Raw genomic sequence first — 24903 nt, 5'->3', positions numbered from 1 at the left:
GCTTTCGACTTTCCCTCACCGGGTCAACCACGATAGAACTTGTTTCTATCGATTTGGTTGCGGTGATTTGCCCGCCAGTGACGCACATCACTCACTGTCATACTTTGTTGCTCGACGATCCCACCAGACGACAACGTGTTCTACAAATTCGGAGGCCTCGATGGGTCGTATCTCCACGCTGGTCCTCATCGGGTTCGGGGCTTTCTTCATCGCGCTCGCGCCGCTGCTCAAATTCTGGGCGGCCGACCAGGTCATCTCCGCTCCGGCGAACCAGTTCGCCATCTACAAGCTGGAGGCCAAGCAGGCGCAGTACTTCTCCCTGCAGGACCTCAAGGTGCTGACCGGCGACCTCGACATCATCATCACCACGCGTGGTGACGTGAAGGAGGCCACCGGCGACCGCGTGGTCTGGGACGAGGCCACGGTCGTCAACGACGTGACCAACAGCCGCCCGCTGATCGACATGTCCGAGCGCCGCAGCGCCTTCGACCGCTACACGGGCGTAGGCGTGAACTGCTGCAACAGCAGCATCGAGAAGGCTCAGGTCACGCTTGAGGGCCAGATCTACAAGTTCCCGTTCGGCGTGGAGAAGAAGACCTACAAGGTGTTCAACTCCACGGCGCAGAAGGCGTTCGACGCGACGTTCGTACGCGAGGACAACGTCAACGGCCTGCCCGTCTACGTCTTCGAGCAGACCGTGCCGCCGACCAAGACCGAGACCCGCAGCGCCCCCGCCAACGTGCTCGGCATCACCGGCGAGACCGGTGACGTGCAGGTGGACCGCTGGTACGACGGCAAGACGACCTTCTGGGTCGAGCCGACCACGGGCTCGCCGGTGCGCCAGGAGCAGCAGCGTCACGAGGTGCTGAAGACCCAGGACGGCGTCGAGCGCTCGGCGGCCTTCATCGCGACCGCGAAGATGACCGACGAGACCGTGGCCGGCCTGGTCAATGACGCGGAGACCGGCCTGAACACCATCAACCTGCTGCGCAACACCATCCCGCTGGTGCTGCTCGTCGTGGGGGTCGTGTTCGTCGTGGCCGGCGTCATCCTGGGCCGCCGCCGCCCGGGCGCCGCCGGTTAAGCGCCACGCGATTTAGGGGCCCGTGAAAACGGGCCCTTTTTCTTTCTTACTGCGACTTAACTAGAACCAGTTATGGTCTTAGGTTACTCACCGGTACTAGACGAAAGGTTCTAGCCTAGAACGCGTTGCAGTTGGCGGTGTCGCGGACGTATTGTCGGGCCATGCGGACACGCGTCACGGACATGTTCGGAATCGAGCTCCCGATCTTCGCGTTCAGCCACTGCAGGGATGTGGTGGCCGCCGTCAGCCGGGCGGGCGGCATGGGGGTGCTCGGAGCCCTCTACTTCACGCCGGAAGAGCTCGAGACCGAGCTCAAATGGATCGACGAGCACGTGGACGGCAGGCCGTACGGGGTGGACGTGGTCATGCCGGCCTCGTACGAGGGCGCCGACTTCGCCGCCGACGAACTGGTCGGCCGCCTGCAGTCCATGATCCCCGAAGGCCATCGCGCCTTCGTCGAGAACCTCCTGAGCAAACACGGCGTGCCACCCCTGTCGGCCGACGCCGACCCCGGCCGCGTCCTGCTCGGCTGGACGGACGCCACCGCCCGCCCCCAGGTCGAGGTCGCCCTGCGGCACCCCATCGCGCTCCTGGCCAACGCGCTCGGCCCGCCGCCCGCCGACGTGGTGGACCTCGCCCACGAGCACGGCGTCAAGGTCGCCGCCCTCGCCTCGACCCCGCGCCACGCGCTCAAGCAGGTTGAGGTGGGCGTGGACGTGGTGGTCGCCCAGGGCACGGAGGCCGGCGGCCACACGGGCGAGATCTCCACCATGGTCCTCATCCCGCAGGTCGTGGACGCCGTGGACGTCCCGGTCCTGGCGGCGGGCGGCATCGGCAACGGCCGCCAGATGGCCGCCGGGATGGCCCTGGGGGCTGAGGGGGTGTGGACGGGCTCGTTGTGGCTCACGGTCGAGGAGGCCGACACCCCGGAGATGGCGCGGCGCCGCATCCTGGAGGCCACCTCCCGCGACACCGTCCGCTCCCGAAGCTGGACCGGCAAGCCCGCCCGCCTGCTCAAGAACGAGTGGACGCAGGCGTGGGAGTCGGAGGAGTCCCCCGGGACCCTGCCGATGCCCCTGCAGTTCATGCTGGTCTCGGACGCTCTGCGACGCATCGGCCGCTCGGACGCCTCAGAACTGGCCACGTTCCCCGCCGGGCAGATCATCGGGGTGATGAACTCCGTGCGGTCGGCGAAGGACGTGGTGTTCGGGCTGGTGGAGGAGTACGGCGAGGCACTGGAACGACTGGAGCGCATCACCGAGGAGTAGCCGCCACCCAGTGGGAGGCGAACACGCCGCACAGGTGGATCACTCTAAGCTGGGCATATGGCGCCGCAGAGACTGCAGTCGATCAGGATCAAGGGATACTCCTCGATCCGCTCCGCCAAGGTGGAGCTGCGCGGTCTTAATGTGCTGATCGGTGCCAACGGCGCGGGCAAGAGTAACTTCATCTCTGCCCTTGCTCTGCTGGGCCGGATCGTCGACGAAGAGTTGAACCTGTTCGTGGGTCAGGCTGGAGGGGCCTCCGCCTTGCTCTATCGCGGTAAGGGCAGCATCCCGGAGATCGGCCTGCGCCTTGAGTTCGAGTCCAACGAGTACTGGGCCGAGCTCATTCCGGCGGCGGGCGACGAGCTGATCTTCGGTCACGAAGAGATCGACTCGCAGGGCGGAAGAACCATCTTGGGACGGGGACATCGGGAGAGCCGCCTCCTGAAAGAACGAAACTTGTCGTCCGTGGGCGGGCCTGTCATTGACACGCTGCGAGGCTGTCGGGTCTTCCACTTCCACGACACCAGTACGAACGCCCCGGTCAAGCAGACGGGCTTCGCCTCCGACAACATCGCCCTGCACCCTGATGCCCGCAACCTGGCCGCCGTCCTGCTCCGCCTTCAGCGGGAAGACCACGCCGCATACAGGAGAATCGTCCGAACCATCCAGCAGGTCGCGCCGTTCTTCAGGGACTTCGTGCTCGTCGAGGAGAACAACCGGCTCCGGCTGCGGTGGCAGCAAGAGGGTTCGGACGTCGTCTTTCCCGCAGACGCACTGTCGGACGGAACGCTCCGTTTCATCTGCCTCGCCACCCTGCTGGGGTTGCCCGACCTGCCCAACCTCGTCGTGCTGGACGAACCTGAGCTCGGTCTGCACCCCTATGCCATCGTCCAACTGGCCGACATGCTGCGTGCCGCGAGCAGCGCCGGCCAGGTCCTGATCGCCACCCAGTCGGTGACGCTCATGAACCAGTTCGAGGTGGACGATCTCATCGTTGTCGAGCGTGCCGGGGGAGCGTCGCTCTTCAATCGCCTCGACCCCGGAGGGTTGGCCGACTGGCTGTCGGAGTACTCCCTGGGTGAGTTGTGGGAGAAGAACCTGCTCGGTGGCAGGCCGCAGACCGAGTCGCGGTGACGGGGATGCGCCGGCTGCACGTTCTGTGCGAGGGCCAGACCGAGGAGACCGTGGTACGCGAAGTCATCGAGCCCTATTTGCACGGCTCCGATGTCTATGTCACGTGGTCCATCTTCACGACCAAGCGCCCCGCAGGCGGCCCTTCTCACAAAGGCGGCCTGTCCAGCTGGGGCAGACTCGCCTCAGAGATCCGCCTGCTTCTGGGCGATTCCTCCATCACCGTCCTGACGACCATGCTGGACTACTACGGGTTGCCCGCCGACGTGCCCGGCATGGCGACACGCCCCTCGGGTTCGCCGCATGATCGTGTGGCTTATGTCGAGCGTGCCATGGCCGATGCCCTCGGTGACCCTCGCTTCCTGCCTCACCTGGTACTCCACGAGGTGGAGGCGTGGGTCCTGCTGGGCCACGAGGCGCTCGGCGAACTCACCGGCGACGACGCACTCGCCCAGGCCGTCCAAGCGATCGTGGTGCAAGCCCAAGGCGCCGAACTCGTCAACGACGGGGTCAGCACAGCGCCTTCCAAGCGTCTGATGCGTCTGTATCCGCGTTACCGCAAGACCTCCGACGGCCCGCTCGTCATAGCCGAGATCGGCATCGACGCCATCAGGCATGGCTGCCCTCACGCGGATGCCTGGCTCTCTGCGGTGACCACCTCGCTCAAGTGAGAACCCTGACGCCGTCGGCCGTACTGCTGTTACGGACGCAGGTCCACGGAGAGGTGCGGGGACAGGGCGCGGAGGAAGTCGGGGGCGTCGAAGATCGCGCCGGCGGAGGCGACGCCGACTGTTCTGGTTCGTCCCGTGAGGATGCGGGCGACCGCTTCCACCACGAGTGGCGCGGTGACGGCGTAGATGTCGCGGCCGGTCGCGACGGCGCGGCGTTCGTGGCCGCCGGAGCGCACGATGACGTCGACGAGGAAGGTCTGGTCGGAGCGTCCGTGCTCGTCGGCCGGGGCCGGAGCTGGGGTGGCCGGGTCCGACAGGTCCCTGGCGGCCTCGGCCGCCATGTAGGTGCGGACCTCGGGGATGTCCAGGTGGCTGGGCAGGGTGACGACGTCGGCCATGGTGAACTCGCCGATGACGGTCCTGGGGCCCATGGGCTCGGGGAAGGGCCACTGCAGGGTCGGCAGGGCGTCCTGGTGGTACTCCAGGTGGCCGTTCGTGAAACGGACGCGGCGGCCGGCCCGGCGCTGGCCGGAGACCACGCCCGCCGCGCGCGTCCCGGCGGTGGGATGCCAGCTGCTCAGCCCGTACGCGACGTGCGCCTCGTCGGCCGTCGTCCAGTCGCCCATCGCGGCGGTGGCCAGCAGGTCGCCGAGGCCGCCGTAGAAGGCCATCGCGGGGACGATCACGGCGTCGGCCTCGCGGGCGCGGTCGGCGTAGTGCGTGAACGTGTCGGCGTTGGCCTCGATCTCGGCCGCCACGTCCACGTACGGGATCCCGGCACGCAGCGCCGCCTCGATCACGGGGGCGGCCGTCGTGGCGAAGGGCCCGGCGCAGTTGACCACGGCCGCCGCGCCGGCCAGCGCGCGGTCGAGCGAGGCCGGGTCATCGACGGAGGCCGGACGGGCTTCGAGGCCGGTCTCGTACGCCAGTGCCTTCAGCTTGTCCGCGTCGCGCCCGGACAGGACGGGAACGAACCCGCGCTCCCGAAGGTGTGCCACCACGAAACGCCCGGTGTGCCCGTACGCGCCGAACACCGTCACTGAATCCATGGTTCCTCCTGCGCTCAGATGATCTGTCGGAACCATCCTGGCGAGCCGGCACATCCCGCACGAGTGTCTGGAACGCCAATGCCCGTACAATTCCGGACATGCACACAGTCGCGCTGGCCGTCACCGACGGCATGCTGCACTTCGAGCTGTCGCTGGCGTCCGAGGTCTTCGGCAACCCCTTGGTCGGCATGGCCGACCGCTGGTACGACCTCCTCCTCTGCGGGCCGGGTGCGGTGCGGGTCGGCCGGTTCCTGCTGGAGCCCGACGGCGGCCTCGACCGGCTCAAAAGCGCCGACACCGTGATCGTCCCCGGCTGGGCCGACGTGGACGTGGACCCGCCCGCCGCCCTGGTCGAGGCCGTGCGCGCGGCGCACGAGGCGGGCGCGCGCGTGGCCTCCCTCTGCACGGGCGCGTTCGTGCTGGCCGCCGCCGGCCTGCTGGACGGCAGGCGCGCCACCACGCACTGGGCGCACGCCCGCGACCTGGCCGCCCGCCATCCGGAGGTGGAGGTGGACGCGGACGTCCTGTACGTGGACCACGGCAGCGTGCTCACCTCGGCCGGCAAGGCCGCCGCCATGGACCTGTGCCTGCACCTGGTCCGCCTCGATCACGGCTCCTCGATAGCCAACGCGGTCGCCCGCCGCCTGGTCGTGCCGCCGCACCGGGACGGCGGCCAGGCCCAGTTCGTCACCACCCCCGTACCCGCCCAGGACGACCACCCGCTGGCGGCACTGCTCCCCTGGGCGATCGAACGGCTGGACCATCCGCTGACAGTGGAGGACCTGGCCCGCCAGGCCCGGATGAGCTCACGCAACCTGAGCCGGCACTTCAGGTCGGTGACCGGCACCACCCCGCTGCAGTGGCTGCTCACCCAGCGGATCCGCCACGCCCAGGAGCTGCTGGAGACGACGGACGACAGCGTCGACACCATCGCGGAGGCCACCGGCATGGGCACCGCCACGACGCTGCGCCGCCACTTCAACCGCACGGTCGGCGTGCCCCCGGACACCTACCGCCGCACTTTCCGCTCACGTGCCAGAACGCCCCACCAATGACACCTTTCAGATGGGCACGACGGTGACGAGACTCTCCAACCCCACGAAATCGTCGGTGTTGCGAGTGTAGAACGGCAGGCCGCGGCTGGAGGCGATGGCGGCGATCATGAGGTCCATGCGTCTGGGTCGAGGGTCGCGCTTGGCCGCGATCGTGAGCGCGACGAGGCTGCCGTAGCGTGCCGCCGCATCCGCGTCAAAAGGGAGAGGCTCGAAATCGACCGCCGCGGCGCCCAGCCTCTCCATGCGGGCGGCCCGGGTGGCCTCGTCCTTCGCCATGGCCACTCCCTGGTGCAATTCGGCAAGTGTGACCGCGGTGAGTTCCGGTTGGGCGGGCAGCGCATCGGGGGAAATCTCGCCAAGATCGATGTACACGCATGTGCCGATAACCCCGGCAGCGTGACGATCAGGCACGACCGCGCTCCCACGGGTCGCCGTCGATACGGTCTTCGCTCCCGAAGAACTCGTCGGCTTCGCGGCGCATCTCGGCGTGGTCGACGCGCGGGAGGAGACGGTGCTTGGCCACCAACTCTTCGGCACTCAGGCGGCGTCTGCGCGGAAGTGGCCGCAATTCGGCGATCTCGACGCCGTTGCGGGTGATGTGGAAGGTCTCACCCGCCTCGACCTGATTCATGACGGCGGCGGAGTTGTTGCGGAACTCGCGTTGGCTGATGACCTTCATCAAACGATCCACTGTAGCCCCGTGTAGCTCGGTGTGCTACACCTTGGGGTCGTCACCTTCCCTCATATGTGGGTGGGCGCTTCTCGCGGAAGGCCCGCGTGCCCTCCTTGGCGTCCTCCGAGCCGATCACCGGCCACCCGAGCTCGTCCGACACCTTCAGCGCCTCCACCTCGGGCATGCCCAGCGTGTCCCGGTACGTCCGCAGAATCGCCTGCACCGCCAGCGGTCCCGAGGTGGCCACGCCTTCGGCCAGTTCCCGGGCCGCCGTCAGCGCCTGGCCGTCCGGGACCACGCGGTTGACCAGGCCCATCGACAGCGCCTCGGCTGCGGTGATGGCGCGGCCGGTGAGGAGGAGGTCCATGGCGTGGCAGTACGGGATCTGGCGGGGGAGCCGGACGGCGCTGCCGCCCATCGGGAACAGGGCGCGCCTGGCCTCGAACAGGCCCAGCGTGGCCGACTTCGCCACCACCCGCAGGTCCGTGCCCACCAGGAGTTCCGTGCCGCCGGCCACCGCGTAGCCCTCCACCGCGCAGATGATCGGCTTGGTGGGCAGGTCCTCGCGCAGGAGGCCCTTCCAGAAGAAGTTGCTGATCTGGGCGCCCCTGGCCTGGACCGAAGGGTCCGCCGACGGCTCGCCCATGGCCTTGAGGTCGGCTCCCGAGCAGAAGGTGCCGTCCGCGCCGGTCAGGATCGCGACCCGGACGCCGGGCTCCGACGACGCGTACGCCCACGCCGAGGCCAGGCCGATCAGCATGTCCGAGGACAGCGCGTTGCGGGCCTCGGGCCGGTTCAGGGTAACGGTCAGGACATGGCCGTCGCGTTCGATCCGGCAGTGGGGGGTGCTGATCGGCAGGAGCTCCACGGACGCCTCCGGAGTGGCTAGATCAAGCGCTTGCTACGAGGTTGGGCTAAGGATACGCTCCGAGCAATAGAAACGAGAACAGGTTCCTGTTTTGCCCTTACCTGAGGAGATCGGATGGGCACGCTCGGTTTCTGGAGGCTGGCGCAGGCGGATCCCGAGTGGGTCGCGGCGGTGGATCCCGATGGCAGGCAGCATCGCGCGGGCGAGTTGCTGGCCCGTGCCAACCGGCTCGTGCACGGTCTGCGCGAACTCGGCCTGAAACCCGGGGACGGCATCTGCGGGCTGGTGCCGAACGGGGCCGACGGGCTCGTGCTGTATCTGGCGGCGTTGCAGGCCGGGTGGTACTACACGCCGATCAACTGGCATCTGACCGGGCCGGAGATCGCGTACATCGTCTCCGACAGTGAGGCGAAGGCGTTCTTCGTGCACGCCAGGTATCTGGGGGAGGGGCGCAAGGGGGCCGAGGCGATCGAGCCGCATCGGCGTTTCGTGCTGGGCGAGGGCGAGGGCGAGGGCGAGGGCGAGGGCGAGGGCGAAGGCGAAGGCAAAGGCAAGGACAAGGGGGAGGGCGAGGGCGAGGGGTTCCGGCGGGTGAATGAGCTGATCGACGGGCAGCCGGAGACCGCCCCCGCCGACCGCACCGCCGGCGCCACCATGCACTACACCTCCGGCACCACCGGCAAGCCCAAAGGGGTCAGACGCCCGCTCAACGGCCTGGATCCGGACGACTCCGCCGAGCTCATGACGTTCCTGCTCACCCTGTTCGGTATCACCCCAGGCCGCCCCAACGCCCACCTGGTCACCTCCCCGAACTACCACACGGCCGTGACCCAGTTCGGCGGCACGGCGCTGCACATGGGGCACACGCTCGTCTACATGGACAAGTGGGACGCCGAGCAGATGCTCGCGCTCTGCGAGCGGCACCGCGTCACGAACTCGCACCTGGTGCCGACCCACTTCAAGCGGCTGCTCGCGCTGCCGGAGCAGATCAGGAAAAGTTACGACCTGTCCTCGCTGCGCTGGATGATCCACGCGGCGGCCCCCTGCCCGGTGCCGGTGAAGTGGGCGATGCTCGAATGGTGGGGCGAGTGCGTGTACGAGTACTACGCGGCCACCGAGGGCGGCGGCACCCTGGCCACGCCCGAGGACTGGAAGGCGCATCCGGGCACGGTCGGCAAGGCGTGGCCGATCAGCGAGCTGCTCATCACGGACGAGCAGGGTGAACCCGTGCCCACCGGAACCCCCGGGACGATCTACATGAAGATGATGGGCGTCCAGTTCGAGTACAAGGGCGATCCCGCCAAGACCGCCGCGAACCGCCTGAAGGACCACTTCACCGTCGGCGACATCGGATACCTGGACGAGGACGGCTTCCTCTACCTGTGCGACCGCAAGGCCGACATGATCATCTCCGGCGGCACGAACATCTACCCGGCCGAGATCGAGAACGAGCTCATGGTCCACCCGAAGGTGGCCGACGTGGCCGTGTTCGGCATCCCGGACGAGGAGTGGGGCGAGCAGATCAAGGCCGTCGTGGAGCCGGCGGCGGGCGTCGAACCCGGCTCCGGCCTGGCCGAGGAACTGCTGGCCTCGCTGGAGGGCCGGCTGGCCAGGATGAAGTGGCCCAAGAGCATCGACTTCATCGCCGAGATGCCCCGCGAGCCCAACGGCAAGCTGCTCAAACGCAAACTCCGCGCCCCGTACTGGGAGGGACACGACCGTGCCATCTGATCCGCTGGTCGCTCAGCACGTCCTGGAGTTCCCCGGCGGCTACACGCGCACGACGGGACCGGTGATCGGCCGGTTCCTCAGCGAACTGCGCGCGCGCCGCATCGTCGGGGTCAGGACGGCGGAGGGGCGGGTGCTCGTACCCCCTCTCGAGTACGACCCCGCCACCGGCGAGCCGGTGACCGGCGAGTACGTCGAGGTCGGCCCGGCCGGCACGGTCACCACCTCGGCCTGGGTGCAGGAGCCGCTCGACGACCACCCCCTGGACCGCCCCTTCGCTTGGGCGCTGATCGCCCTCGACGGCGCGGACACCGCGCTCGTGCACGCCGTGGACGCGGGCAACCCCAAGGCCCTGGAGCCGGGCACGCGGGTCTGGCCCGTCTGGCGCGACGGCCCGACCGGCCACATCACCGACATTTCCCATTTCGTGCCCGAGGTCACGAAGATCGTGTCCAACGTCCGCGCCGAGTACCGCCTCCAGGCGGGCGGCGCGCTGCGGGTCTTCCTGGAGGGCGTCGCGCGCGGCGTCCTGCTCGGCGGGCGCTGCGAGCAGTGCGAGAAGGTGTACGTCCCGATCCGCCGGACCTGTCCGGAATGCGGGAGCGCCATCCAGGAAACGCGTGAAATTCCGGACACGGGGACGATCACCACGTTCGCCATCAACAACCTGCCCGACCCCAGGGCCCCCGAGGTGCCGTTCGTGTCGGCGTACATCCTGCTCGACGAGACCGATATCCCCATGATCGCGCTCATCGGCGACATCCCCGCACACGAGGTACGCCAGGGCATGCGGGTCAGGGCGGTCTGGGTCCCCGAGAGCGAGCGCACGGCGTCCATGGCGAACATCCGCTGGTTCGCCCCGACTGGCGAGCCCGACGTGGAGTTGTCATGAAGGATGTGGCGATCGTCGCGTTCGCCCAGACGCGGCACACCGATCACGACACCGGGCTGAGCGAGCACGAGCTGATCCAGCCGGTGATCAACGAGGTCAAGGAGCGGACGGGGCTCAAGCGGTTCGGCTTCACCTGCTCGGGGAGCTGCGACTACCTGGCAGGCGCGCCGTTCTCGTTCGTGTCGGCGCTCGACGCGCTGGCCGCCTGGCCGCCGATCTCCGAGAGCCACGTCGAGATGGACGGCGCCTGGGCCCTGTACGAGGCGTGGGTCCGCCTCCAGCACGGCGACATCGACTCGGCCCTGGTCTACGGCTTCGGCAAGTCCTCGCTCGGCGACCTGCGGACCATCATGACGCTGCAGCTGGACCCGTACTATCTGGCTCCGCTCGGCCTCGACCAGCTCTCCTACGCCGCCCTCCAGGCCGCCGCGGTGGGCGCGGACCGGCAGGAGCTCGACGAGATCGTCCGGCGGAGCAGGGCGGACGGCAGGAGCAACCCGTACGCGCTGGACCTGCCGGATCCGGAGGACACGGACTTCGCCGTACAACCGCTCAAGAAGACGGACGTGCCGCCCATCACGGACGGAGCCGCCGCGATCGTGCTCGCGACCGGCGACCTGGCCGGGCGGCTGTGTGATCGCCCGGCCCACATCAGGGGCATCGCACACCGGACGGAGCCGCACTATCTGGGCATGCGCGACCTGGCGCAGTCGGTCTCCGCGGCCGACGCGGGACGGGCCGCCGGGGTCGGCAAGGGCCCGGTCGAGGTGGCCGAGCTGCACGCCCAGTTCCCGCACGAGGAGATCATCCTGCGCCGGGCGCTCGAACTGGGCGGCGACACCGTGATCAACCCGTCGGGTGGCCCGTCGGCCGCCAACCCCGTCATGGCCACCGGCCTCATCCGCATCGGCGAGGCCGCGCGCCGCCTGCACGACGGCTCCGCGCGGCGCGCGGTCGCGCACGCCGCCGGCGGCCCCTGCCTGCAGCAGAACCTCGTGACCGTCCTGGAGGCATGAGCATGGGTAACCGGTGTGCGGTCATCGGCGTCGGCCAGACGCACTACACGACCAAGCGCAGGGACGTCTCGATCGCCGGCCTGGTACGCGAGGCGGCGCTGCGCGCGCTGGCCGACGCCGGGCTGACGTTCAAGGACATCGACGCCGTGGTGATCGGCAAGGCGCCCGACCTCTTCGAGGGCGTGATGATGCCGGAGGCGTACCTGGCGGACGCGCTCGGCGCGGCGGGCAAGCCCATGATGCGCGTGCACACCGCCGGCAGCGTCGGCGGATCGACGGCGCTGGTCGGGGCTTCGCTGATCCAGGGCGGCGTGCACGAGCGGGTGCTCGTGGTCGCGTTCGAGAAGCAGTCGGAGTCCAACGCCACCTGGGCCCTGTCCACCCACCTGCCGTTCAGCGCGTCGCTGGTGGTGGGCGCGGGCGGCTACTTCGCGCCGCACATCCGCGAGTACATGCGCAGGTCCGGCGCGCCCGGCCACATCGGCACGCTGGTCGCGGTCAAGGACCGGCTGAACGCGCTGAAGAACCCGTACGCGCACCTCAAGATCCCCGGCATCGACCAGAAGATGGTCGAGTCCACGCCCATGCTCTGGGAGCCGATCCGCTACCTGGAGACCTGCCCGTCCAGCGACGGCGCCTGCGCCGTCGTGTTGTCCTCGGAGTCGGCCGTCACCGGCACGCCCGCCTGGGTGCACGGCACCGCCATGCGCTCCGAGCCGATCTTCCGGGCCAGCCGCGACACGGTCAGCCCGCAGGCGGGCAAGGACTGCGCCGCCGACGTCTACCGGCAGGCCGGCATCGCCGACCCGCGGCGGCAGATCGACGTGGCCGAGGTGTACGTGCCGTTCTCCTGGTATGAGCCGATGTGGCTGGAGAACCTGGGGTTCGCGGCGGAAGGAGAGGGCTGGAAGCTCACCGAGTCGGGCGCCACGGCGCTCGACGGCGACATCCCCTGGAACGCCTCGGGCGGGGTGTTGTCGAGCAACCCGATCGGGGCGTCGGGGCTGATCAGGTTCGCCGAGGCCGCGCTCCAGGTGCGCGGGATGGCCGGCGAGCACCAGGTGGACGGCGCCCGTACGGCGCTGGGCCACGCGTACGGCGGGGGAGCGCAGTTCTTCGCGATGTGGATCGTGGGACGGGAGAAGCCCTGATGGAGTTCAACCACGCCGACCTGTACGAGGGGCTCGCGGACGCGATCGGGGACAGACTGGCCTTCGTGTGCGGCCAGGACCGGCGCACCTTCGCCGAGCTGGACGCCGAGGCGAACCGGCTCGCCCACTACCTCATGGACCTCGGGATCCAGCCGGGCCAGCACGTCGGCCTGCACCTTTACAACGGGGTCGAGTACGTCGCCGGCATGCTGGCCATCCTCAAGATCAGGGCCGTGCCGATCAACGTGAACTACCGCTACGTCGAGGCCGAACTGCTCTACCTCTACCGGGACTCCGACCTCCGGGCGCTGATCTACGACGTGGAGTTCGAGCCCAGGGTGGTGGGCGTGCTGGACCAGGCGCCGCTGCTGGAGCACCTGATCGTCGCGGGCGGGCCGTCGTCGGTGGCCACGGCGGTGCCGTACGAGGTCGCCCTGGAGCGCGGCAAGCCGGAGCGGGGCTTCCCGGCGCGTTCGGGCCAGGACGTGTACATCATCTACACCGGCGGCACCACCGGCATGCCCAAGGGCGCGATGTGGCACATGGAGGACCTGTTCATGGGCTTCGGCGGCGGCAACCCGTACGGCGAGCCGCGCGCCACCCCGCAGGAGGTCGTGGACGAGGCCGCCAAGGCCGGTCCCATGGTGATGATGGCCGCCTCGCCGCTCATGCACGGCGCCGCGCAGATGGCCATGTTCCTGTCCTGGTGGATGGGCACGCCCATCGTGTTCGTGCGCAAGTTCGACCCCGTGGACGTGTGGCGGGCGGTCGAACGCGAGCGCGTGAACACCCTCGGCATCACCGGCGACGCCATGGCCAGGCCGCTGGCCGAGGCGCTGGAGAGCGGCGAGTACGACGTGTCCTCGATGTTCGTGATCAGCTCGACCGGGGCCATCCTGTCCGGCGCGGTCCGCGACCGACTCCAGGAACTGCTGCCGAACGTCATGATCCTGGACAACTTCGGCTCCACCGAATCCGGCTACACCGCCTCCGGCGTGGCCGGCTCAACGCCGGAGACGGGCCTGCGCTACCAGCCGAACTCCGTGGTCAAGCTGGCCGTGCTGGACGAGAAGAACCGGCCGGTCGAGCCCGGCTCCGGTCAGCTCGGCACGGTGGCCAGGTCGGGGCGGGTGGCGTTCGGCTACTACAACGACCCGGCCAAGACGGCCGCCACGTTCGTCACCGACGAGGGCGGCACCAGGTGGCTGCTGACCGGCGACCTGGCCACCGTGGACGCCGACGGCACCGTGAACGTGTTCGGCCGCGGCTCCCAATGCATCAACACCGGCGGCGAGAAGGTGTTCCCCGAGGAGGTCGAGGCGGTGCTCAAGGGGCATCCGTCGGTGTTCGACGCGGTGGTGACCGGGATACCGGACGAGCGGTGGGGCAACAGGGTGGCCGCCGTGGTCGAGCCGAGGGCCGGGGTCGAGGTCACCTCCGAGGAACTGGACGCGCACTGCCGGACGACGCTCTCCGGGTACAAGGTGCCTCGTACGTACGCGTTCGTGGAGAAGATGGTGCGTTCTCCGTCGGGCAAGGCCGACTACCGGTGGGCCCGCGAGACCGCTATGGGGTGAGGTCGCGCAGCTCGTTCCCCACCGTCTTCGCCTCCACGTCCCGGCCGGCCTTCCGCAGCAGCTCCAGCCTGCCGCGCAGCACGTCACGCAGCAGGTCCGGCTCTCCGACCGGCAGCTCGCGCAGCAGGTCGGCCGAGACGCGCAGGGCGGCCTCGGCGGCGTCGTCCCTGCCCAGCTCCCGCTGGCAGAAGCCGAGCCGGGCGTGCGCCACCGCCCTGGACAGCTCATCCCGCGTCACCTGCGTGCCCCGGTGGAAGACGAGCCCGGCCTCCAGCGCCCGGCCCGCCTCCATCAGCGCGTCGCCCAGCATCAGCATCGCCCGCGACAGCAGCCCGCCCTGCATCGTGTTGCCCGGCGAGAACCGCTCCAGCGCCGCCACCGCCTCCCGCAGCGGCTGGATCGCCTCGGCCGCCTGCTCCCGCATCCGCAGCGCCCCGGCCAGCGTGAGGCAGGCGCCCGCGCGGCTGGTGTGCAGGGCCTGCGCGTTCATGCCCGAGGTCAGCAGCTCGTCGTAGATGGCGATCGCCTCACGCGCCCGCGCCTCCGCCTGCGCGCCGCCGTCCAGCCTCAGCAGCGGCATCAGCTCCGAGCTCTGCGCCAGCGAGTCGGCCAGGATCGCCCGGTACGTCAGGTCGCCCGGCCACCGCCTGGCCGCCGGGATCAGGCCCTCCACCAGCGTGTTGGCCGCCGCCAGCTCACCCGACATCATGTGGCACCCGGCCAGGCGCTGGGTGGCCAGGGCGTGCTTGACCGTGCCCGGTTCGTGGCCGGTCGTGGCGGTACGTGCGTACTCGGTGGCCTCCTTGGGCCGGCCGGCGGCGAGGAGGTCGTCGGCGATCATCGCGGCGGTCTCGGCGGCGGCCGCCGGGTCCGGCAGCCCCGTGAACAGCCGCAGGGCCTCCATCAGGTGCGCCATCGCCTCGGTCTCCCGTCCGGACGCCCGCAACACCCGCCCCCGCACCTGCGCCGCCCGCCCCCGAACCCGCCGCAGGTCCGCCTTCTGCCCCGTCTGCCCCGTCTGCCCCGTCTGCCCCGTCTGCCCCCTCGGCTCCGGCTGCTCCGGCTGCTCTGCTCGGTCCAGCTCGGCCAGGGACCACGCGACCGCCTCAAGGGCGGCCTGCGGGCGGTCCAGGGCGGCCAGGGTGGCGCCGAGCTGGGCGTAGGTGACGGCGGCGACGGCCGGCTCCTCCAGCTCGTCGCAGAGGTCGGCGGCCCGCTCACAGTGCGCCAGGGCCTCCACGGCGCGGCCCCGTGCGAGCAGTTCCTCGGCGTAGAGGTGCAGGGTCTCGGCGAGCGTGCGGTCCTGACGTACGGAGAGCAGGTCGATGGCCTGCTCCAGCACCTCGGGCGGCCGGCCGGTCCGGGCGGCGAGCGTGGCCAGGGACGAGCCGAGCGGCTCGCGGTAGACGCTGGAGACGGTGGCCAGACCTCGGTACAGGCTCGCGGCCAGCTCCGCGACCAGGGCGGCGCTCGCGGTGTCACCCGCCCGTGCCGCGGCGTCCCCGAGCGTGGCCAGGCACCGGCCGTACCGCTCGTACGTCCCCGGCGCCCCGCTCACCGGCACCTCCCGCTCCAGCGCCTCGGTGAACGCCTTGAGCGGTTCCGCCAGCTCGGCCACCCCTTCTCCCTTTAGCGTGGAAAGCTCCTCGATGAGCGCGTCGAGCGCATCCGTACCGGGAAGCGGCCTCAAGCCCAGAATCTGCGCGTACAGGCTGACGCCGGCGGTCGGACCCTCCTCCTCCACCCGCAGCCTGGCCAGCCGGACCAACGCCAGCAGGTGCACGCCGACGAGATCGCCGGGCACCGCCCCGAGCCGCGCCATCGCCGCCGTGCCCGCCGCCAGCCGATCCCTGGCCGCGGCGCTCTCGTGCAGCGCGCCCAGGCACAGGCCGCCGAGTTCCTGGCAGGCCGCCGCCGGCAGCCCGTCCCCGTCCGGCGGCAGGAGGTCGAGCGCGCGGGTGACCGACTGGAGCGCGCCCTCGGGATCCTGCCTGGACCAGCGGATGCCGCCCTGGAGGCGGAGTGCTCCCGCCAGCGCCACGGGCGGCGCGGCATCCTCGGCCACCAGCTCCGTGTACAGCTCGACCAGCCGGTCGGCGGCGGCCTCCGCGTCCGATGGGCACGCGGCGCCGGAGAGCGCGACGGTCTCCAGGATCATCAGCTCGGCCAGCTCCGTACGGAACTCGGCGCTCGTACCGGCGTGCGGCTCGTAGGACTCGATGGCCGTGAGCAGGTGCGGGATGGCCTCCTTGGGACGGCCGAGCCCGACCAGCGAACGCCCGAGCGCCGCGGCGACCATGCCCACCGCGATCGCGTGCGGCCGGTCGGGCGCGGCGTGCCGCTGGAGCAGTTCGGCCGCCCGCATCGCCAGCGCGAACCCGTCCCCTGCCCGCCCCGAGTCCGCCCAGATCCGGGCGAGCGTGGCTTGGGCGGACAGGTACGCGTGAATCCGCTCGATCCCCGGCGTATCTGTGCTTTCGACCTCCCGCGCGCACTCCGCCAGCCGCCGCTCCGCCCCGGCCACGGCCTCCTCCGGCCGGTTCACGACCATGGCGAGCAACCACGGCCCGGTCTCGGCGACGTCCTGGGCCGGCCTCCTGCGCAACCAGGCGCGTACCTCGTCGCGATGGGCCGCCGAGCCCAGCAGGTCGTACAACTCGGCGGCGATCTCCAGCTGGGCCAGCCCGTCGGCGGGCCGGCCCAGCTCGTCCAGGCAGAAGCCGAGCAGCCGCCTGCCCCTGGCCTGGGTGGCCGTGGGCTGCCCGGTCGCCATGGCCTCCTGGAGCGGGGCGAGCGCCTCCCGTGGCCGGTCGTCGATCAGCAGCAGCTCACCGAGGATGAGCAGCTGGTCGGTGAGGGCGGGCCGGTGCTCGTCGGGTTCGAGGGTGAGGAGCGTACGCAGGTTCCGTACGGACTCCGCGGCGGACCGTACGGCGGCGTCCAGGTCCTCCAGTCGGGCGTGCAGCGCGGACAGCACGGCGGCGGCCGAGGCCAGCATGGCGCGCAGGCCCGGCTCCTCGGCGGCCAGGGCCCGCAGGCGCACGACCGCTTCGGCGGCGGGCGCGCGGGCATCGGCCGGTCTGTCGTGCTCCCGCAGCCAGGTAGCGGTCGTGAGCAGCCGGTGGGCCACGTTCCTGCTGGTCGGGGCGGCGTCCTTGACCGCGGAGACGGCGGCGACGGCCAGACACGCGGCCAGGTCCGGCAGCGCGCCGGCTCTCTCGAACCAGGTCAGCGGCTCGGGCACCGGCACCGGGCACGTGACCGGGATGGCATCCGCGGCGCGCCGCACGGACAGGATGTCCGTCACGCCGGCGGCGAAATCGGCGTCGCCGCCCGCCGCCTCGAACGCCGTCACCGCCTCGGCCAACCGGCCCGTTCCCAGCAGCGCGCACGCGAGGTTGTAGTGCGCCCGCGCGGCCTGCTCCCGGTGGCGGGGGTCGTCCTCGGCCAGGATCCGGTATCGGGCCGCCGCCTCCTGCGCGGGCTTGAACGCGCCGCCCGCCTCGCCGCCGAGCAGCAGGCACGCCCCCAGCCCGAACAGCGCCTCCGCCCGGCCCGCCGCCTCCTCGTACGGAGGCGCGCCCGCGTACGTCTCCACCGCCTCGGCCGCCGCGACGACCGCCTCACCCACCCTGCCCACGGCCGCCAGCTCCCGCGACGACCGGGCCAGCGCGCCCGCCAGCGCGATCCGCCGGCCGCCGCCCCGCCGATGACGCACGGTCAGCTCGGCGAGTGTGACGTTGAGCGCCCGCAACCCCGGCGCGTCGTCCCGCTGGTGTTCCAGCCCGGCGACGGCTTCGGCGAGCCGCCGGTCGCCGGGGAACAGGCAGAGTGCGGTGTTGAGCAGGTCGCCGAGCCGGGTGGCGGGGTTCGCCGTGGCCTCCGCGACCAGCTTTGCGAGCCGGCCGTCGATCAGTGACCACAGTGCCGACCTGACCCGCTCGTTCCCGGCCGACAGGGACAGGACTTCCAGCATGCGTACGAGGTGCCGGGCCGTACGGCCCTCGTGGTCGTGGACGGCGAGCACGAGGGCGTCCAGGTCCGCCGTTCCGGTCAGGAACCGCTCGGCCACCAGGTCCGGCCCGAGCGGGGCCGGCCGTCCGCCACCCGTGGGGCCGGGCGATTCGGGGAAGAGCCGCGTGAGCCAGTGGGCGGTGTTCAGGGTGGCCTCACGCAGGCCGGGTACGGCTGTCAGCAGGCCGGGCAGTTCGGCCGGGGTGGGGGCGGTGAGCGTGAACACCGCCACCGCCTGCCGCGCCACGACCTCACTGAGGCGTTCCTCCTCCTCCGGCCAGACCCGCCCCCACTGCTCGCACTCGCGTGCCACGAACCGCCCGGCCAGCCCACCACCGGCCTCCGCGCCCTCACCGGCCTCCTTTTCGGCGCGGAGTGCGAGCAGTGCGGCCAGGTGGACGTGGAGGGGGAGGCCGTGGTCCGGGTCGTCGAGGCGGGGTGCGGCGGGCAGGGCGGCCCGGCTCGGCGCGAACGCCCGCATGGCCGCGAGCGCGTGCTCATTCCGCTCGGCGAGCGTGAGCGGGTGGGCGTTGAGCTGCACGGTCGTGGTGTTGAGCCGCCTGAGCCAGCCGCCCGCCGCCGTGTCCAGCCGCCGCCACCAGTCCGCCTCGCCGGGCTCGCGGGCCAGCAGGAGGAGGCGTACGCGGGGGTTGTGGCCGTGCTTGGCCAGCCGCCGGATCAGCTCGCCGACCAGGGGAGAGGACGGTTCCGGACGTTCCACCACAAGCAGGGTCGGCCGCAGCGCGTCAAGGGTCGCACTGGGCAGCGTGTCCAGCGGCAGAAATCCGGCGTCCCAGCCCGCCTCGGCCAGTTCCGCGCACAGCTCGCCCGCCAGCCGCGTCTTCCCCGTCCCGCCGCGCCCGCTCACCACCGCGATCGACAGTCCGGCGGCTTCGGCGGCCCACGACCGCAGCTCGGCCAGCTCCTCGTTCCGGCCCAGGAACGGGACCACCGCGTGCCGGGCCATCAGCAGCGCCCAGTCCGGGCAGTCCTGCGGCACCTTCGAGCGGGCAGGGGTGAGCAGGGCGGGCAGGGGCACCGAAGGATCGCCCTCGGCCACGGTCTCCAGCGTCCCGGGAGGCACACCCGCCAGCTCACGGAAGCGCTCGTCGCGCAACAGCACCGTCACGGGTACGACGTCCAGGCGGGCGAGGATCACGCCTATGAGCTGGCCGGCGGGTTCGGCGAGCAGGGCGGCGCCGGACATGCCGGGCCAGAGCGAGGCCGGCATCGAGCCGGGCTCCGGGCTCAGCACCCGGACCGTCAGAGACCTGGACACCGCACCCGTGGGGTCATTGACCAGGCCGGAGAGCGTCTCCGTGCCCGCAGGGTGATTGACCAGGCTGGAAAGCGTCTCCGTGCCCGCAGGGTGATCGACCAGGCCGGAGAGCGTCTCCGGATCCCGCGAGCCGGCCCGCCGCCCCGCCTGCGGAAACCCCATGGCCACGCAGCGCAACCGGTAGTCGCCGCCGCTCGCCACCCTGGCCCAGCGGGTGTGCTCCACTCCGGGCAGATCCGCCCACGCCGGTTCGGACACCCGCAGCAGCACCACGTCCACCCCGCCGCGCCCCCGCCACACCGGCTCGGCCGCCAGCCACCGCCCCGACCACGGCACCACTCCCTGTGGCGAGGGCCGTCCGGGCCACAGGGGTCGTACGTGGCAAGGTGCGCCGGGTTTCACCACGTGCCCGGAGGTCAGCACCAGATCGGCGCCGATCACGTACCCGGAGCCGGTCACGCCGACGAGGTCGTCATGACCGGAGAAGACCTCGACGACCCGCTCGAGTCCGAGGCGGTACGGTGGCGCGTCCATAGGGTCCGCCTAGTAGCTACGCGTCTCGACGTGCCGTCCCCCGGGAGCAGCGCCAGATCCTCAACCAACTATCGCACTACGGCCAGGAAATTTCCCGGCTTGTCACGCCTTCTCGGCCGTGAGCCAGGCCGCCATGCCGAGGTAGACGACCCCGCTGCCGACGTCCATCCGCCGCCGCGCACGGGCCGACTTGCGGATCCGCCCGGCCAGGGTGGAGGCGAGCATCGCGTACGTGCCGTCCGAGGCCATCCCGAGCACTAGCCACACCAGGCCCAGCAGGAGGATCTGCGGCCCGATCGGCCCCGCCTCCGGCCTTGCGAACTGGGGCAGGAAGGCCAGGAAGAAGATGGCGGTCTTCGGGTTGAGCACGTTCACCACGAAGCCCTCCCAGAACAGCCGCCGCTTCGACTGCGCCTTCAGCTCGATCGGCTCATCGCCGCCGGAGCCCTTGTGCAGCAGCTTGCGGATGCCGAGCCAGAGCAGGTAGGCCACGCCCACGAACTTGACGATCGTGAACGCCGTGGCGGAGGCCGCCAGCAGCGCCGTGATGCCCAGTGCCGCCGCGGCCACGTGAACGATCGAGCCGGCGTGGATGCCCAGTACGGAGATCAGGCCGGCCGTGCGGCCCTGGGAGACGCTCCTGGTGACGATGTAGACCACCGCCGGTCCCGGGACGATCAGCAGCCCAAGGGTGGCTGCGCAGAATACCGCGAGTGTTGATATGTCGGGCATGGGGCCATGTTAGAGGCGGCGTCAACGGCTTTCCCGCAGGCCCGCCGCCGATGCGGGAGCGGGCGCGGAGGCTTCTCGCGGGGTGGGAGCGGGTGCGGAAGCTTTTCGCAGGACCGCTGCCGATGTGGGAGCGGGTGCGGGGGCCTCTCGCAGGGCTGCTGCCGCTGTGGAGGCTTCCCGCAGGGCCGCCAGTAGGGCGTCGGTGGCCGGTGGGTGGGGTGGTTCGCCGTAGACGGCCGCGTACACATGTCTGCCGGACCCCGGCACCCGCGCGACCTCCACCTCCGGATGCCGATGCGCGGTCAGCGCCAGCCCCGGCAGCATGGTCAGCCCGAGCCCGGCCGCGACCAGCGCCTGCACGGCCACGATGTCATCGCTCGTGAACGTGATCCGCGGCGCGAACCCCGCCTTCTCGCACAGATCCAGCAAATGGCCGCGGCACCGGTCGCACCCCGCGATCCAGGCGGACCCGGCGTGGTCGGCCAGATCGCCCGGCGGGGTGCCGGCCACCAGGTAGCTGGGGTCGTCGAGGAGGTGGATCATGTCGACGCCGCCGTCCTCCGGCGCGGTGTCGTCGTACCGGAAGATCACCGCCACGTCCACCCGCCCGGCCCGCAGCAGCCGCAGCGCCTCGGGCGGCTCGGTCTCGGTGAGGTGCAGGCGCAGGCCGGGGTGGGCGGCGGCGAGCAGCCCGGCGGCCTTCGGGATGAACGTGCCCAGCGCGGAGGGGAAGGCGGCCAGCCGCACCCGCCCCGTACGCAGCCCCACGTGCGCGGCCAGTTCCTCGGCCGTGGCGTCGAGCCGGCCGATGATGTCCGCGGCCCGCTCGGCCAGCAGCCGGCCCGCCTCGGTGAGCCTGATGCCGCGCCCGGCCCGCTGGATGAGCTTGGCCCCGGTCTCCGCCTCCAGCCGGGCCAGGTGGTGGCTGACCGAGGGCTGGGAGTAGTGCAGATCCTTGGCCGCCGCGGTCAGCGAACCCCTGCGGGCCACCGCGACCAGGACGCGCAGCCGTACGACGTCGAGCATTCATCAACCATATCTATCGATCGACCAGAAGACTTCTGTTGGACCTATTGTTCGAGATGGGAGACCGTAGGAGGGGAAGGCAGACACCTGTTTCTCCCTAGGGGAACACTATGAATATGGCCGCCGGAACCGTCACCAGGCCAGGACTCGACGTCCTCATCTCAGGAGTGTCGCGGATCGTCGCCCGCGACCTCGACCGCCGCGAGACCGCGCTCACCGTCGCGGCCCTGCTCCGCGAGAACCTCCCAGGGCTCGACCTCTTCACGCCGGAGGAACGCGCGGGCTCGCCCGACGGGTACGTCTCCCACGTGCTGCACGCCGAGCCCGGCTTCTCGATCGTCGGCGTGGTGTGGCGGCCCGGCCAGGACACGGTGATCCACGATCACGTGTCGTGGTGCACGTTCGGCATCCTCAGCGGCATCGAGTACGAGACGCTCTACCGCGACCTGGGCGATCACCTGGTCGAGATCGGCCGGGCCGAGAACCGGCCGGGCGAGGTCAGCGGCTTCGCGCCGCCCGGCGACATCCACAAGGTGCGCAACACCAGCCCGGAGGTCGGGGTGTCCGTGCACGTGTACGGGGCCGACGTGAGCAGGCTCGGCAGCAGCGTGCGCCGCGTCTACGACCTGCCCGTCAGGTAAGTGCCGATGACTTCCGGTCGCCCCGCCGGTCTGTTGGTATGGCAGACAGATCCGGAAGAGGAGCGACCATGGAACCGACCACCGAACTGGACGCCCGTTTCAGCGCACCGAACGCCGCCGCCACGCCGTGGGCCGAGGCGCGGGAGCAGCTGGAGCGGGCACAGACGTACTGGCTGAGCACCGTACGCGCCGACGGCCGCCCGCACGTCACCCCGCTGCTGGCCATCTGGCAGGACAACGCGCTGTACTTCTGCACCGGAGCCGAGGAGCAGAAGGGCAAGAACCTGGCCGCCAACCTCGCCTGCGCGCTCACCACCGGCGTCAGCTCCCTGTATGAGGGCCTGGACCTGGTGGTGGAGGGCGTGGCCAAGCGCGTCACGGACCCCGTCGCGCTCAAGCGGCTGGCCGACGCCTGGGAGGCCAAGTACACCAGCGAGTGGCATTTCGACATCGGGGACGGGGTGTTCGTGAACAGCGCAGGCGGCGCGGCCCTGGTCTTCGAGGTGCGGCCGGCCAAGGTGCTGGGCTTCCGCAAGGGCGACTACGCCCAGACCCGGTGGCGCTTCTGACAGATACGAAAACAAATTTGCGCAACTTATATTGCGCAAATTTTCTTTCGCTTCTATGGTGGGCTCATGGCCACCGAGAAGACCCATCAAGTCAAGGACCTCGACACGCTCAAGGCCCTGGGTCATCCGCTGCGCATCAAGCTCTACCGCGCGCTCTACGTCGCGGGCACGGCGACGGCCTCGCAGCTCGCCGACCAGGTGGACGAGGCGGTGTCGCTGGTCAGCTACCACCTGCGCAAACTGGCCACGCACGGCATCATCGAGGAAGCCGAGGGGCACGGCGGCGACGCCCGGGAGCGCTGGTGGCAGCCTGCGTCCTCCGGCCTCAACACCGAGGACGCCGACTTCCGCGACGCCCCCGAGAGCGCGGCCCTGCACACGACCGTCTCGCGCATGTACGCCCAAGACCGCACCGCCATGTACGAGAACTACCTCGACGCCAAGGCGGCCTGGAGCAACGACTGGCGCGACGCGGCCTTCAGTTCCAGCACCATGATGCCCCTCACGTCCGAGGAACTGGGGCTCATGCGCGAGGAGATGCTCGCGCTGGTGCAGGGCTGGCGGCTGCGGGCGGAGGCGGCGCGGGACGCGGGCGACACGGAGGGGCGCGAGAACGTCGCCGTATTCATGTATGGCTTCCCGTTCCGTATCTGACAGGAGAGCAGCCCCATGCATCCGGATCTATACCTGTATGTCGAGCGGGTGAGAGCCCGCGAACTGCGAGCCGAGGCCGAACGCCACCGTCTGGCCCACCCCGCAGGCGTGCTCCGCACCTGGGAGACCCGCCTGGGATGGGCGCTGGTGGAGACGGGCCTGCACCTCGTCATGCGCCGGCACGCGGTGGGCCACTGAACTACTGGCCGAGCTGGTGGCGCATGGCCACCGCGTCCATGACGGCCCAGTGCTCGACGATCCTGCCGTCCCGTACGCGGATCATGTCCATGCCCCGCACGTCGTACCGCCGCCCCGAGGCGGTGTGCGTGCCGCGGCTGCGGTAGATGTTGGCCGACAGATCCCCGTCCGCCACATTCTGCTCCACCTCGACCGACATGTCGTGGAAGCCCGTCTCCCCGGAGATCGATCGTTCCCACTTCGCCCGCCACGCCGCCAGGCCGTGGTGGTCGCCGTCGGTCCCGCCCCGGTGGTCGATCACGTTGGGGTCGATGAGGCCGAGCGCCTCCTTCATCCGCCCGGTGGCCAGCACTTCCGGCCACAGCTCAACGATTCGACGATGCACTTCACCTGCGGTCACGCTGCCTCCTTGTTAAGCGGGGATCTCCCCGGATAAGCTAACCGGGGAAATCCCCACTTAGCAAGGAGAACGATGGGCCGTCCGCTGCGGGCCGATGCCCAGCGCAACCGCGACCAGCTCCTGGCGGCGGCCGCGCGGGTGTTCGCCGAACGCGGCACCGACGCGCCGCTGGACGACATCGCCCGGCGCGCCGGAGTCGGGAACGCCACCATGTACCGGCACTTTCCCACCCGCTCCGACCTGCTGGTCGCCGTCTACACCGACGAGGTCGCCGGCCTGTGCGCCCGCGCCGCGACGCTGCGCGAGCAGGCCGGCTCGCCGCAGGAGGCGCTGCACGAGTGGCTACGCCTGTTCATGGACCACGTGTCCACCAAGCGCGACCTGGCCCTGGCCGTCACCGGCGAGAGCTCGGCCCTGGTCGCGGGCTGGCACCGCGCCATGCTGGAGGCCGCCTCGACGCTGCTGGAGGAGGCGGGGCGGGCGGGCGCCGTACGCGCGGATCTCGACGCGGCGGACCTGCTCACCCTGGTCAAGGGCATCACCCTGGCCGCCGCAGACCGGGCCCAGGCCGAACGCCTGCTCGCGCTCGTGAACTGGCAGACCTGATCAGCGCAACTCGCCCGGCTCTGGTCAGGGCAGTCCCCCCGGCTCTGGTCAGAGCAGTTCGCCCGGCTCTGGTCAGGGCAACTCACC

Annotated in this window: 23 protein-coding genes; 15 read left to right on the top strand and 8 right to left on the bottom strand. The window is 70.7% G+C overall.

All coding sequences use genetic code 11. The features are described 5' to 3' along the window. Positions 1-160 precede the first annotated feature (160 nt). The 4 genes from AB0I81_RS39580 to AB0I81_RS39565 all read left to right on the top strand — a co-directional run bounded on the left by AB0I81_RS39580 (position 161) and on the right by AB0I81_RS39565 (position 4154). Positions 161-1084 (top strand): DUF3068 domain-containing protein, encoded by a 924-nt coding sequence (locus tag AB0I81_RS39580; protein WP_360668205.1) that lies wholly within the window; start codon positions 161-163, stop codon positions 1082-1084. A 161-nt stretch (positions 1085-1245) separates the two neighbouring features. Then, on the top strand, positions 1246-2352 hold the full coding sequence (locus AB0I81_RS39575; protein WP_360668202.1) for a nitronate monooxygenase family protein: 1107 nt from the start codon (positions 1246-1248) through the stop codon (positions 2350-2352). Positions 2353-2409: 57 nt separating this feature from the next. After that, on the top strand, positions 2410-3486 hold the full coding sequence (locus AB0I81_RS39570) for an AAA family ATPase (RefSeq protein WP_360668201.1): 1077 nt from the start codon (positions 2410-2412) through the stop codon (positions 3484-3486). Between the two features lie 5 nt (positions 3487-3491). Then, positions 3492-4154, top strand: coding sequence for a DUF4276 family protein (locus AB0I81_RS39565; RefSeq protein ID WP_360668198.1), 663 nt, complete (start codon positions 3492-3494; stop codon positions 4152-4154). Between the two features lie 29 nt (positions 4155-4183). Here the strand turns inward: AB0I81_RS39565 and AB0I81_RS39560 are convergent, their stop codons facing one another. After that, on the bottom strand, positions 4184-5203 hold the full coding sequence (locus tag AB0I81_RS39560) for a saccharopine dehydrogenase NADP-binding domain-containing protein (protein WP_360668196.1): 1020 nt from the start codon (positions 5201-5203) through the stop codon (positions 4184-4186). Between the two features lie 98 nt (positions 5204-5301). Here AB0I81_RS39560 and AB0I81_RS39555 point away from each other — a divergent pair, with 98 nt between their 5' ends. Continuing rightward, on the top strand, positions 5302-6258 hold the full coding sequence (locus AB0I81_RS39555; protein WP_360668193.1) for a helix-turn-helix domain-containing protein: 957 nt from the start codon (positions 5302-5304) through the stop codon (positions 6256-6258). A gap of 6 nt (positions 6259-6264) precedes the next feature. Here AB0I81_RS39555 and AB0I81_RS39550 read toward each other — a convergent pair whose 3' ends face one another. Genes AB0I81_RS39550 through AB0I81_RS39540 form a run of 3 tightly spaced genes read right to left on the bottom strand, consistent with a single transcriptional unit; the run spans position 6265 to position 7799 of the window. Beyond that, entirely contained in the window at positions 6265-6630 is a 366-nt protein-coding gene (locus AB0I81_RS39550) for a type II toxin-antitoxin system VapC family toxin (protein WP_360668190.1), read from the bottom strand. Between the two features lie 31 nt (positions 6631-6661). After that, positions 6662-6937 carry a type II toxin-antitoxin system prevent-host-death family antitoxin gene (locus tag AB0I81_RS39545; RefSeq protein ID WP_360668290.1) on the bottom strand — a complete coding sequence of 92 codons (276 nt, stop codon included), beginning with the start codon at positions 6935-6937 and terminating at the stop codon, positions 6662-6664. Positions 6938-6989: 52 nt separating this feature from the next. Beyond that, positions 6990-7799: a crotonase/enoyl-CoA hydratase family protein gene (locus AB0I81_RS39540; RefSeq protein ID WP_360668187.1), complete on the bottom strand. Its 810-nt coding sequence runs from the start codon at positions 7797-7799 to the stop codon at positions 6990-6992. Positions 7800-7913: 114 nt separating this feature from the next. Here AB0I81_RS39540 and AB0I81_RS39535 point away from each other — a divergent pair, with 114 nt between their 5' ends. The 5 genes from AB0I81_RS39535 to AB0I81_RS39515 are packed head-to-tail and all read left to right on the top strand — an operon-like array spanning position 7914 to position 14163. After that, the gene (locus tag AB0I81_RS39535; RefSeq protein ID WP_360668184.1) at positions 7914-9530 is read left to right on the top strand and encodes an acyl-CoA synthetase; all 1617 of its coding nucleotides are present in this window, start codon (positions 7914-7916) and stop codon (positions 9528-9530) included. Next, entirely contained in the window at positions 9520-10419 is a 900-nt protein-coding gene (locus AB0I81_RS39530) for an OB-fold domain-containing protein (RefSeq protein WP_360668182.1), read from the top strand. Before AB0I81_RS39535 ends, AB0I81_RS39530 begins: the two co-directional genes overlap by 11 nt. Then, positions 10416-11435, top strand: coding sequence for a thiolase domain-containing protein (locus tag AB0I81_RS39525; protein ID WP_360668180.1), 1020 nt, complete (start codon positions 10416-10418; stop codon positions 11433-11435). The genes AB0I81_RS39530 and AB0I81_RS39525 overlap by 4 nt, the downstream gene beginning before the upstream one ends. Before the next feature lie 2 nt (positions 11436-11437). Further along, the gene (locus tag AB0I81_RS39520; protein WP_360668287.1) at positions 11438-12586 is read left to right on the top strand and encodes a thiolase domain-containing protein; all 1149 of its coding nucleotides are present in this window, start codon (positions 11438-11440) and stop codon (positions 12584-12586) included. Next, positions 12586-14163 carry an acyl-CoA synthetase gene (locus AB0I81_RS39515; RefSeq protein ID WP_360668177.1) on the top strand — a complete coding sequence of 526 codons (1578 nt, stop codon included), beginning with the start codon at positions 12586-12588 and terminating at the stop codon, positions 14161-14163. The genes AB0I81_RS39520 and AB0I81_RS39515 overlap by 1 nt, the downstream gene beginning before the upstream one ends. Here AB0I81_RS39515 and AB0I81_RS39510 read toward each other — a convergent pair. The 3 genes from AB0I81_RS39510 to AB0I81_RS39500 all read right to left on the bottom strand — a co-directional run bounded on the left by AB0I81_RS39510 (position 14153) and on the right by AB0I81_RS39500 (position 21748). After that, positions 14153-19990 carry a trypsin-like peptidase domain-containing protein gene (locus AB0I81_RS39510; protein WP_360668174.1) on the bottom strand — a complete coding sequence of 1946 codons (5838 nt, stop codon included), beginning with the start codon at positions 19988-19990 and terminating at the stop codon, positions 14153-14155. The genes AB0I81_RS39515 and AB0I81_RS39510 overlap by 11 nt on opposite strands. Before the next feature lie 102 nt (positions 19991-20092). Then, positions 20093-20722, bottom strand: a complete 630-nt coding sequence (locus AB0I81_RS39505; RefSeq protein WP_360668172.1) for a LysE family translocator — start codon at positions 20720-20722, stop codon at positions 20093-20095. A gap of 21 nt (positions 20723-20743) precedes the next feature. Beyond that, positions 20744-21748, bottom strand: a complete 1005-nt coding sequence (locus tag AB0I81_RS39500) for a LysR family transcriptional regulator (RefSeq protein WP_360668169.1) — start codon at positions 21746-21748, stop codon at positions 20744-20746. Positions 21749-21864: 116 nt separating this feature from the next. Here AB0I81_RS39500 and AB0I81_RS39495 point away from each other — a divergent pair, with 116 nt between their 5' ends. The 4 genes from AB0I81_RS39495 (at position 21865) to AB0I81_RS39480 (ending at position 23810) form a co-directional block, all read left to right on the top strand. Beyond that, the gene (locus AB0I81_RS39495; protein WP_360668166.1) at positions 21865-22389 is read left to right on the top strand and encodes a cysteine dioxygenase family protein; all 525 of its coding nucleotides are present in this window, start codon (positions 21865-21867) and stop codon (positions 22387-22389) included. Between the two features lie 68 nt (positions 22390-22457). Then, positions 22458-22958: a pyridoxamine 5'-phosphate oxidase family protein gene (locus AB0I81_RS39490; protein WP_360668163.1), complete on the top strand. Its 501-nt coding sequence runs from the start codon at positions 22458-22460 to the stop codon at positions 22956-22958. 66 nt (positions 22959-23024) lie between these two features. Then, positions 23025-23612 carry a helix-turn-helix domain-containing protein gene (locus AB0I81_RS39485; RefSeq protein WP_360668160.1) on the top strand — a complete coding sequence of 196 codons (588 nt, stop codon included), beginning with the start codon at positions 23025-23027 and terminating at the stop codon, positions 23610-23612. A gap of 15 nt (positions 23613-23627) precedes the next feature. After that, positions 23628-23810, top strand: a complete 183-nt coding sequence (locus AB0I81_RS39480; RefSeq protein WP_360668158.1) for a hypothetical protein — start codon at positions 23628-23630, stop codon at positions 23808-23810. 1 nt (position 23811) lies between these two features. Here AB0I81_RS39480 and AB0I81_RS39475 read toward each other — a convergent pair whose 3' ends face one another. Next, a complete protein-coding gene (locus tag AB0I81_RS39475; protein WP_360668155.1) occupies positions 23812-24210 on the bottom strand; it encodes an ester cyclase in 399 nt (132 codons plus the stop codon). A 72-nt stretch (positions 24211-24282) separates the two neighbouring features. On the opposite strand from AB0I81_RS39475, the gene AB0I81_RS39470 reads away from it, so the two are divergent. Then, positions 24283-24816 (top strand): helix-turn-helix domain-containing protein, encoded by a 534-nt coding sequence (locus AB0I81_RS39470; RefSeq protein WP_360668153.1) that lies wholly within the window; start codon positions 24283-24285, stop codon positions 24814-24816. Positions 24817-24903: the final 87 nt, after the last annotated feature.

It is taken from the genome of Nonomuraea sp. NPDC050404 (genome assembly GCF_040655495.1).
Lineage (GTDB): Bacteria > Actinomycetota > Actinomycetes > Streptosporangiales > Streptosporangiaceae > Nonomuraea.
This window is presented reverse-complemented; position numbering and strand designations above follow the sequence as displayed.

Coding starts and splice junctions, on each gene's coding strand:
- AB0I81_RS39470 (WP_360668153.1), top strand. CDS start 24,283: ATGGGCCGTCCGCTGCGGGCCGATGCCCAGCGCAACCGCGACCAGCTC.
- AB0I81_RS39500 (WP_360668169.1), bottom strand. CDS start 21,748: ATGCTCGACGTCGTACGGCTGCGCGTCCTGGTCGCGGTGGCCCGCAGG.
- AB0I81_RS39505 (WP_360668172.1), bottom strand. CDS start 20,722: ATGCCCGACATATCAACACTCGCGGTATTCTGCGCAGCCACCCTTGGG.
- AB0I81_RS39480 (WP_360668158.1), top strand. CDS start 23,628: ATGCATCCGGATCTATACCTGTATGTCGAGCGGGTGAGAGCCCGCGAA.
- AB0I81_RS39520 (WP_360668287.1), top strand. CDS start 11,438: ATGGGTAACCGGTGTGCGGTCATCGGCGTCGGCCAGACGCACTACACG.
- AB0I81_RS39565 (WP_360668198.1), top strand. CDS start 3,492: ATGCGCCGGCTGCACGTTCTGTGCGAGGGCCAGACCGAGGAGACCGTG.
- AB0I81_RS39485 (WP_360668160.1), top strand. CDS start 23,025: ATGGCCACCGAGAAGACCCATCAAGTCAAGGACCTCGACACGCTCAAG.
- AB0I81_RS39575 (WP_360668202.1), top strand. CDS start 1,246: ATGCGGACACGCGTCACGGACATGTTCGGAATCGAGCTCCCGATCTTC.
- AB0I81_RS39560 (WP_360668196.1), bottom strand. CDS start 5,203: ATGGATTCAGTGACGGTGTTCGGCGCGTACGGGCACACCGGGCGTTTC.
- AB0I81_RS39495 (WP_360668166.1), top strand. CDS start 21,865: ATGGCCGCCGGAACCGTCACCAGGCCAGGACTCGACGTCCTCATCTCA.
- AB0I81_RS39580 (WP_360668205.1), top strand. CDS start 161: ATGGGTCGTATCTCCACGCTGGTCCTCATCGGGTTCGGGGCTTTCTTC.
- AB0I81_RS39555 (WP_360668193.1), top strand. CDS start 5,302: ATGCACACAGTCGCGCTGGCCGTCACCGACGGCATGCTGCACTTCGAG.
- AB0I81_RS39515 (WP_360668177.1), top strand. CDS start 12,586: ATGGAGTTCAACCACGCCGACCTGTACGAGGGGCTCGCGGACGCGATC.
- AB0I81_RS39570 (WP_360668201.1), top strand. CDS start 2,410: ATGGCGCCGCAGAGACTGCAGTCGATCAGGATCAAGGGATACTCCTCG.
- AB0I81_RS39510 (WP_360668174.1), bottom strand. CDS start 19,990: ATGGACGCGCCACCGTACCGCCTCGGACTCGAGCGGGTCGTCGAGGTC.
- AB0I81_RS39490 (WP_360668163.1), top strand. CDS start 22,458: ATGGAACCGACCACCGAACTGGACGCCCGTTTCAGCGCACCGAACGCC.
- AB0I81_RS39535 (WP_360668184.1), top strand. CDS start 7,914: ATGGGCACGCTCGGTTTCTGGAGGCTGGCGCAGGCGGATCCCGAGTGG.
- AB0I81_RS39525 (WP_360668180.1), top strand. CDS start 10,416: ATGAAGGATGTGGCGATCGTCGCGTTCGCCCAGACGCGGCACACCGAT.
- AB0I81_RS39545 (WP_360668290.1), bottom strand. CDS start 6,937: ATGAAGGTCATCAGCCAACGCGAGTTCCGCAACAACTCCGCCGCCGTC.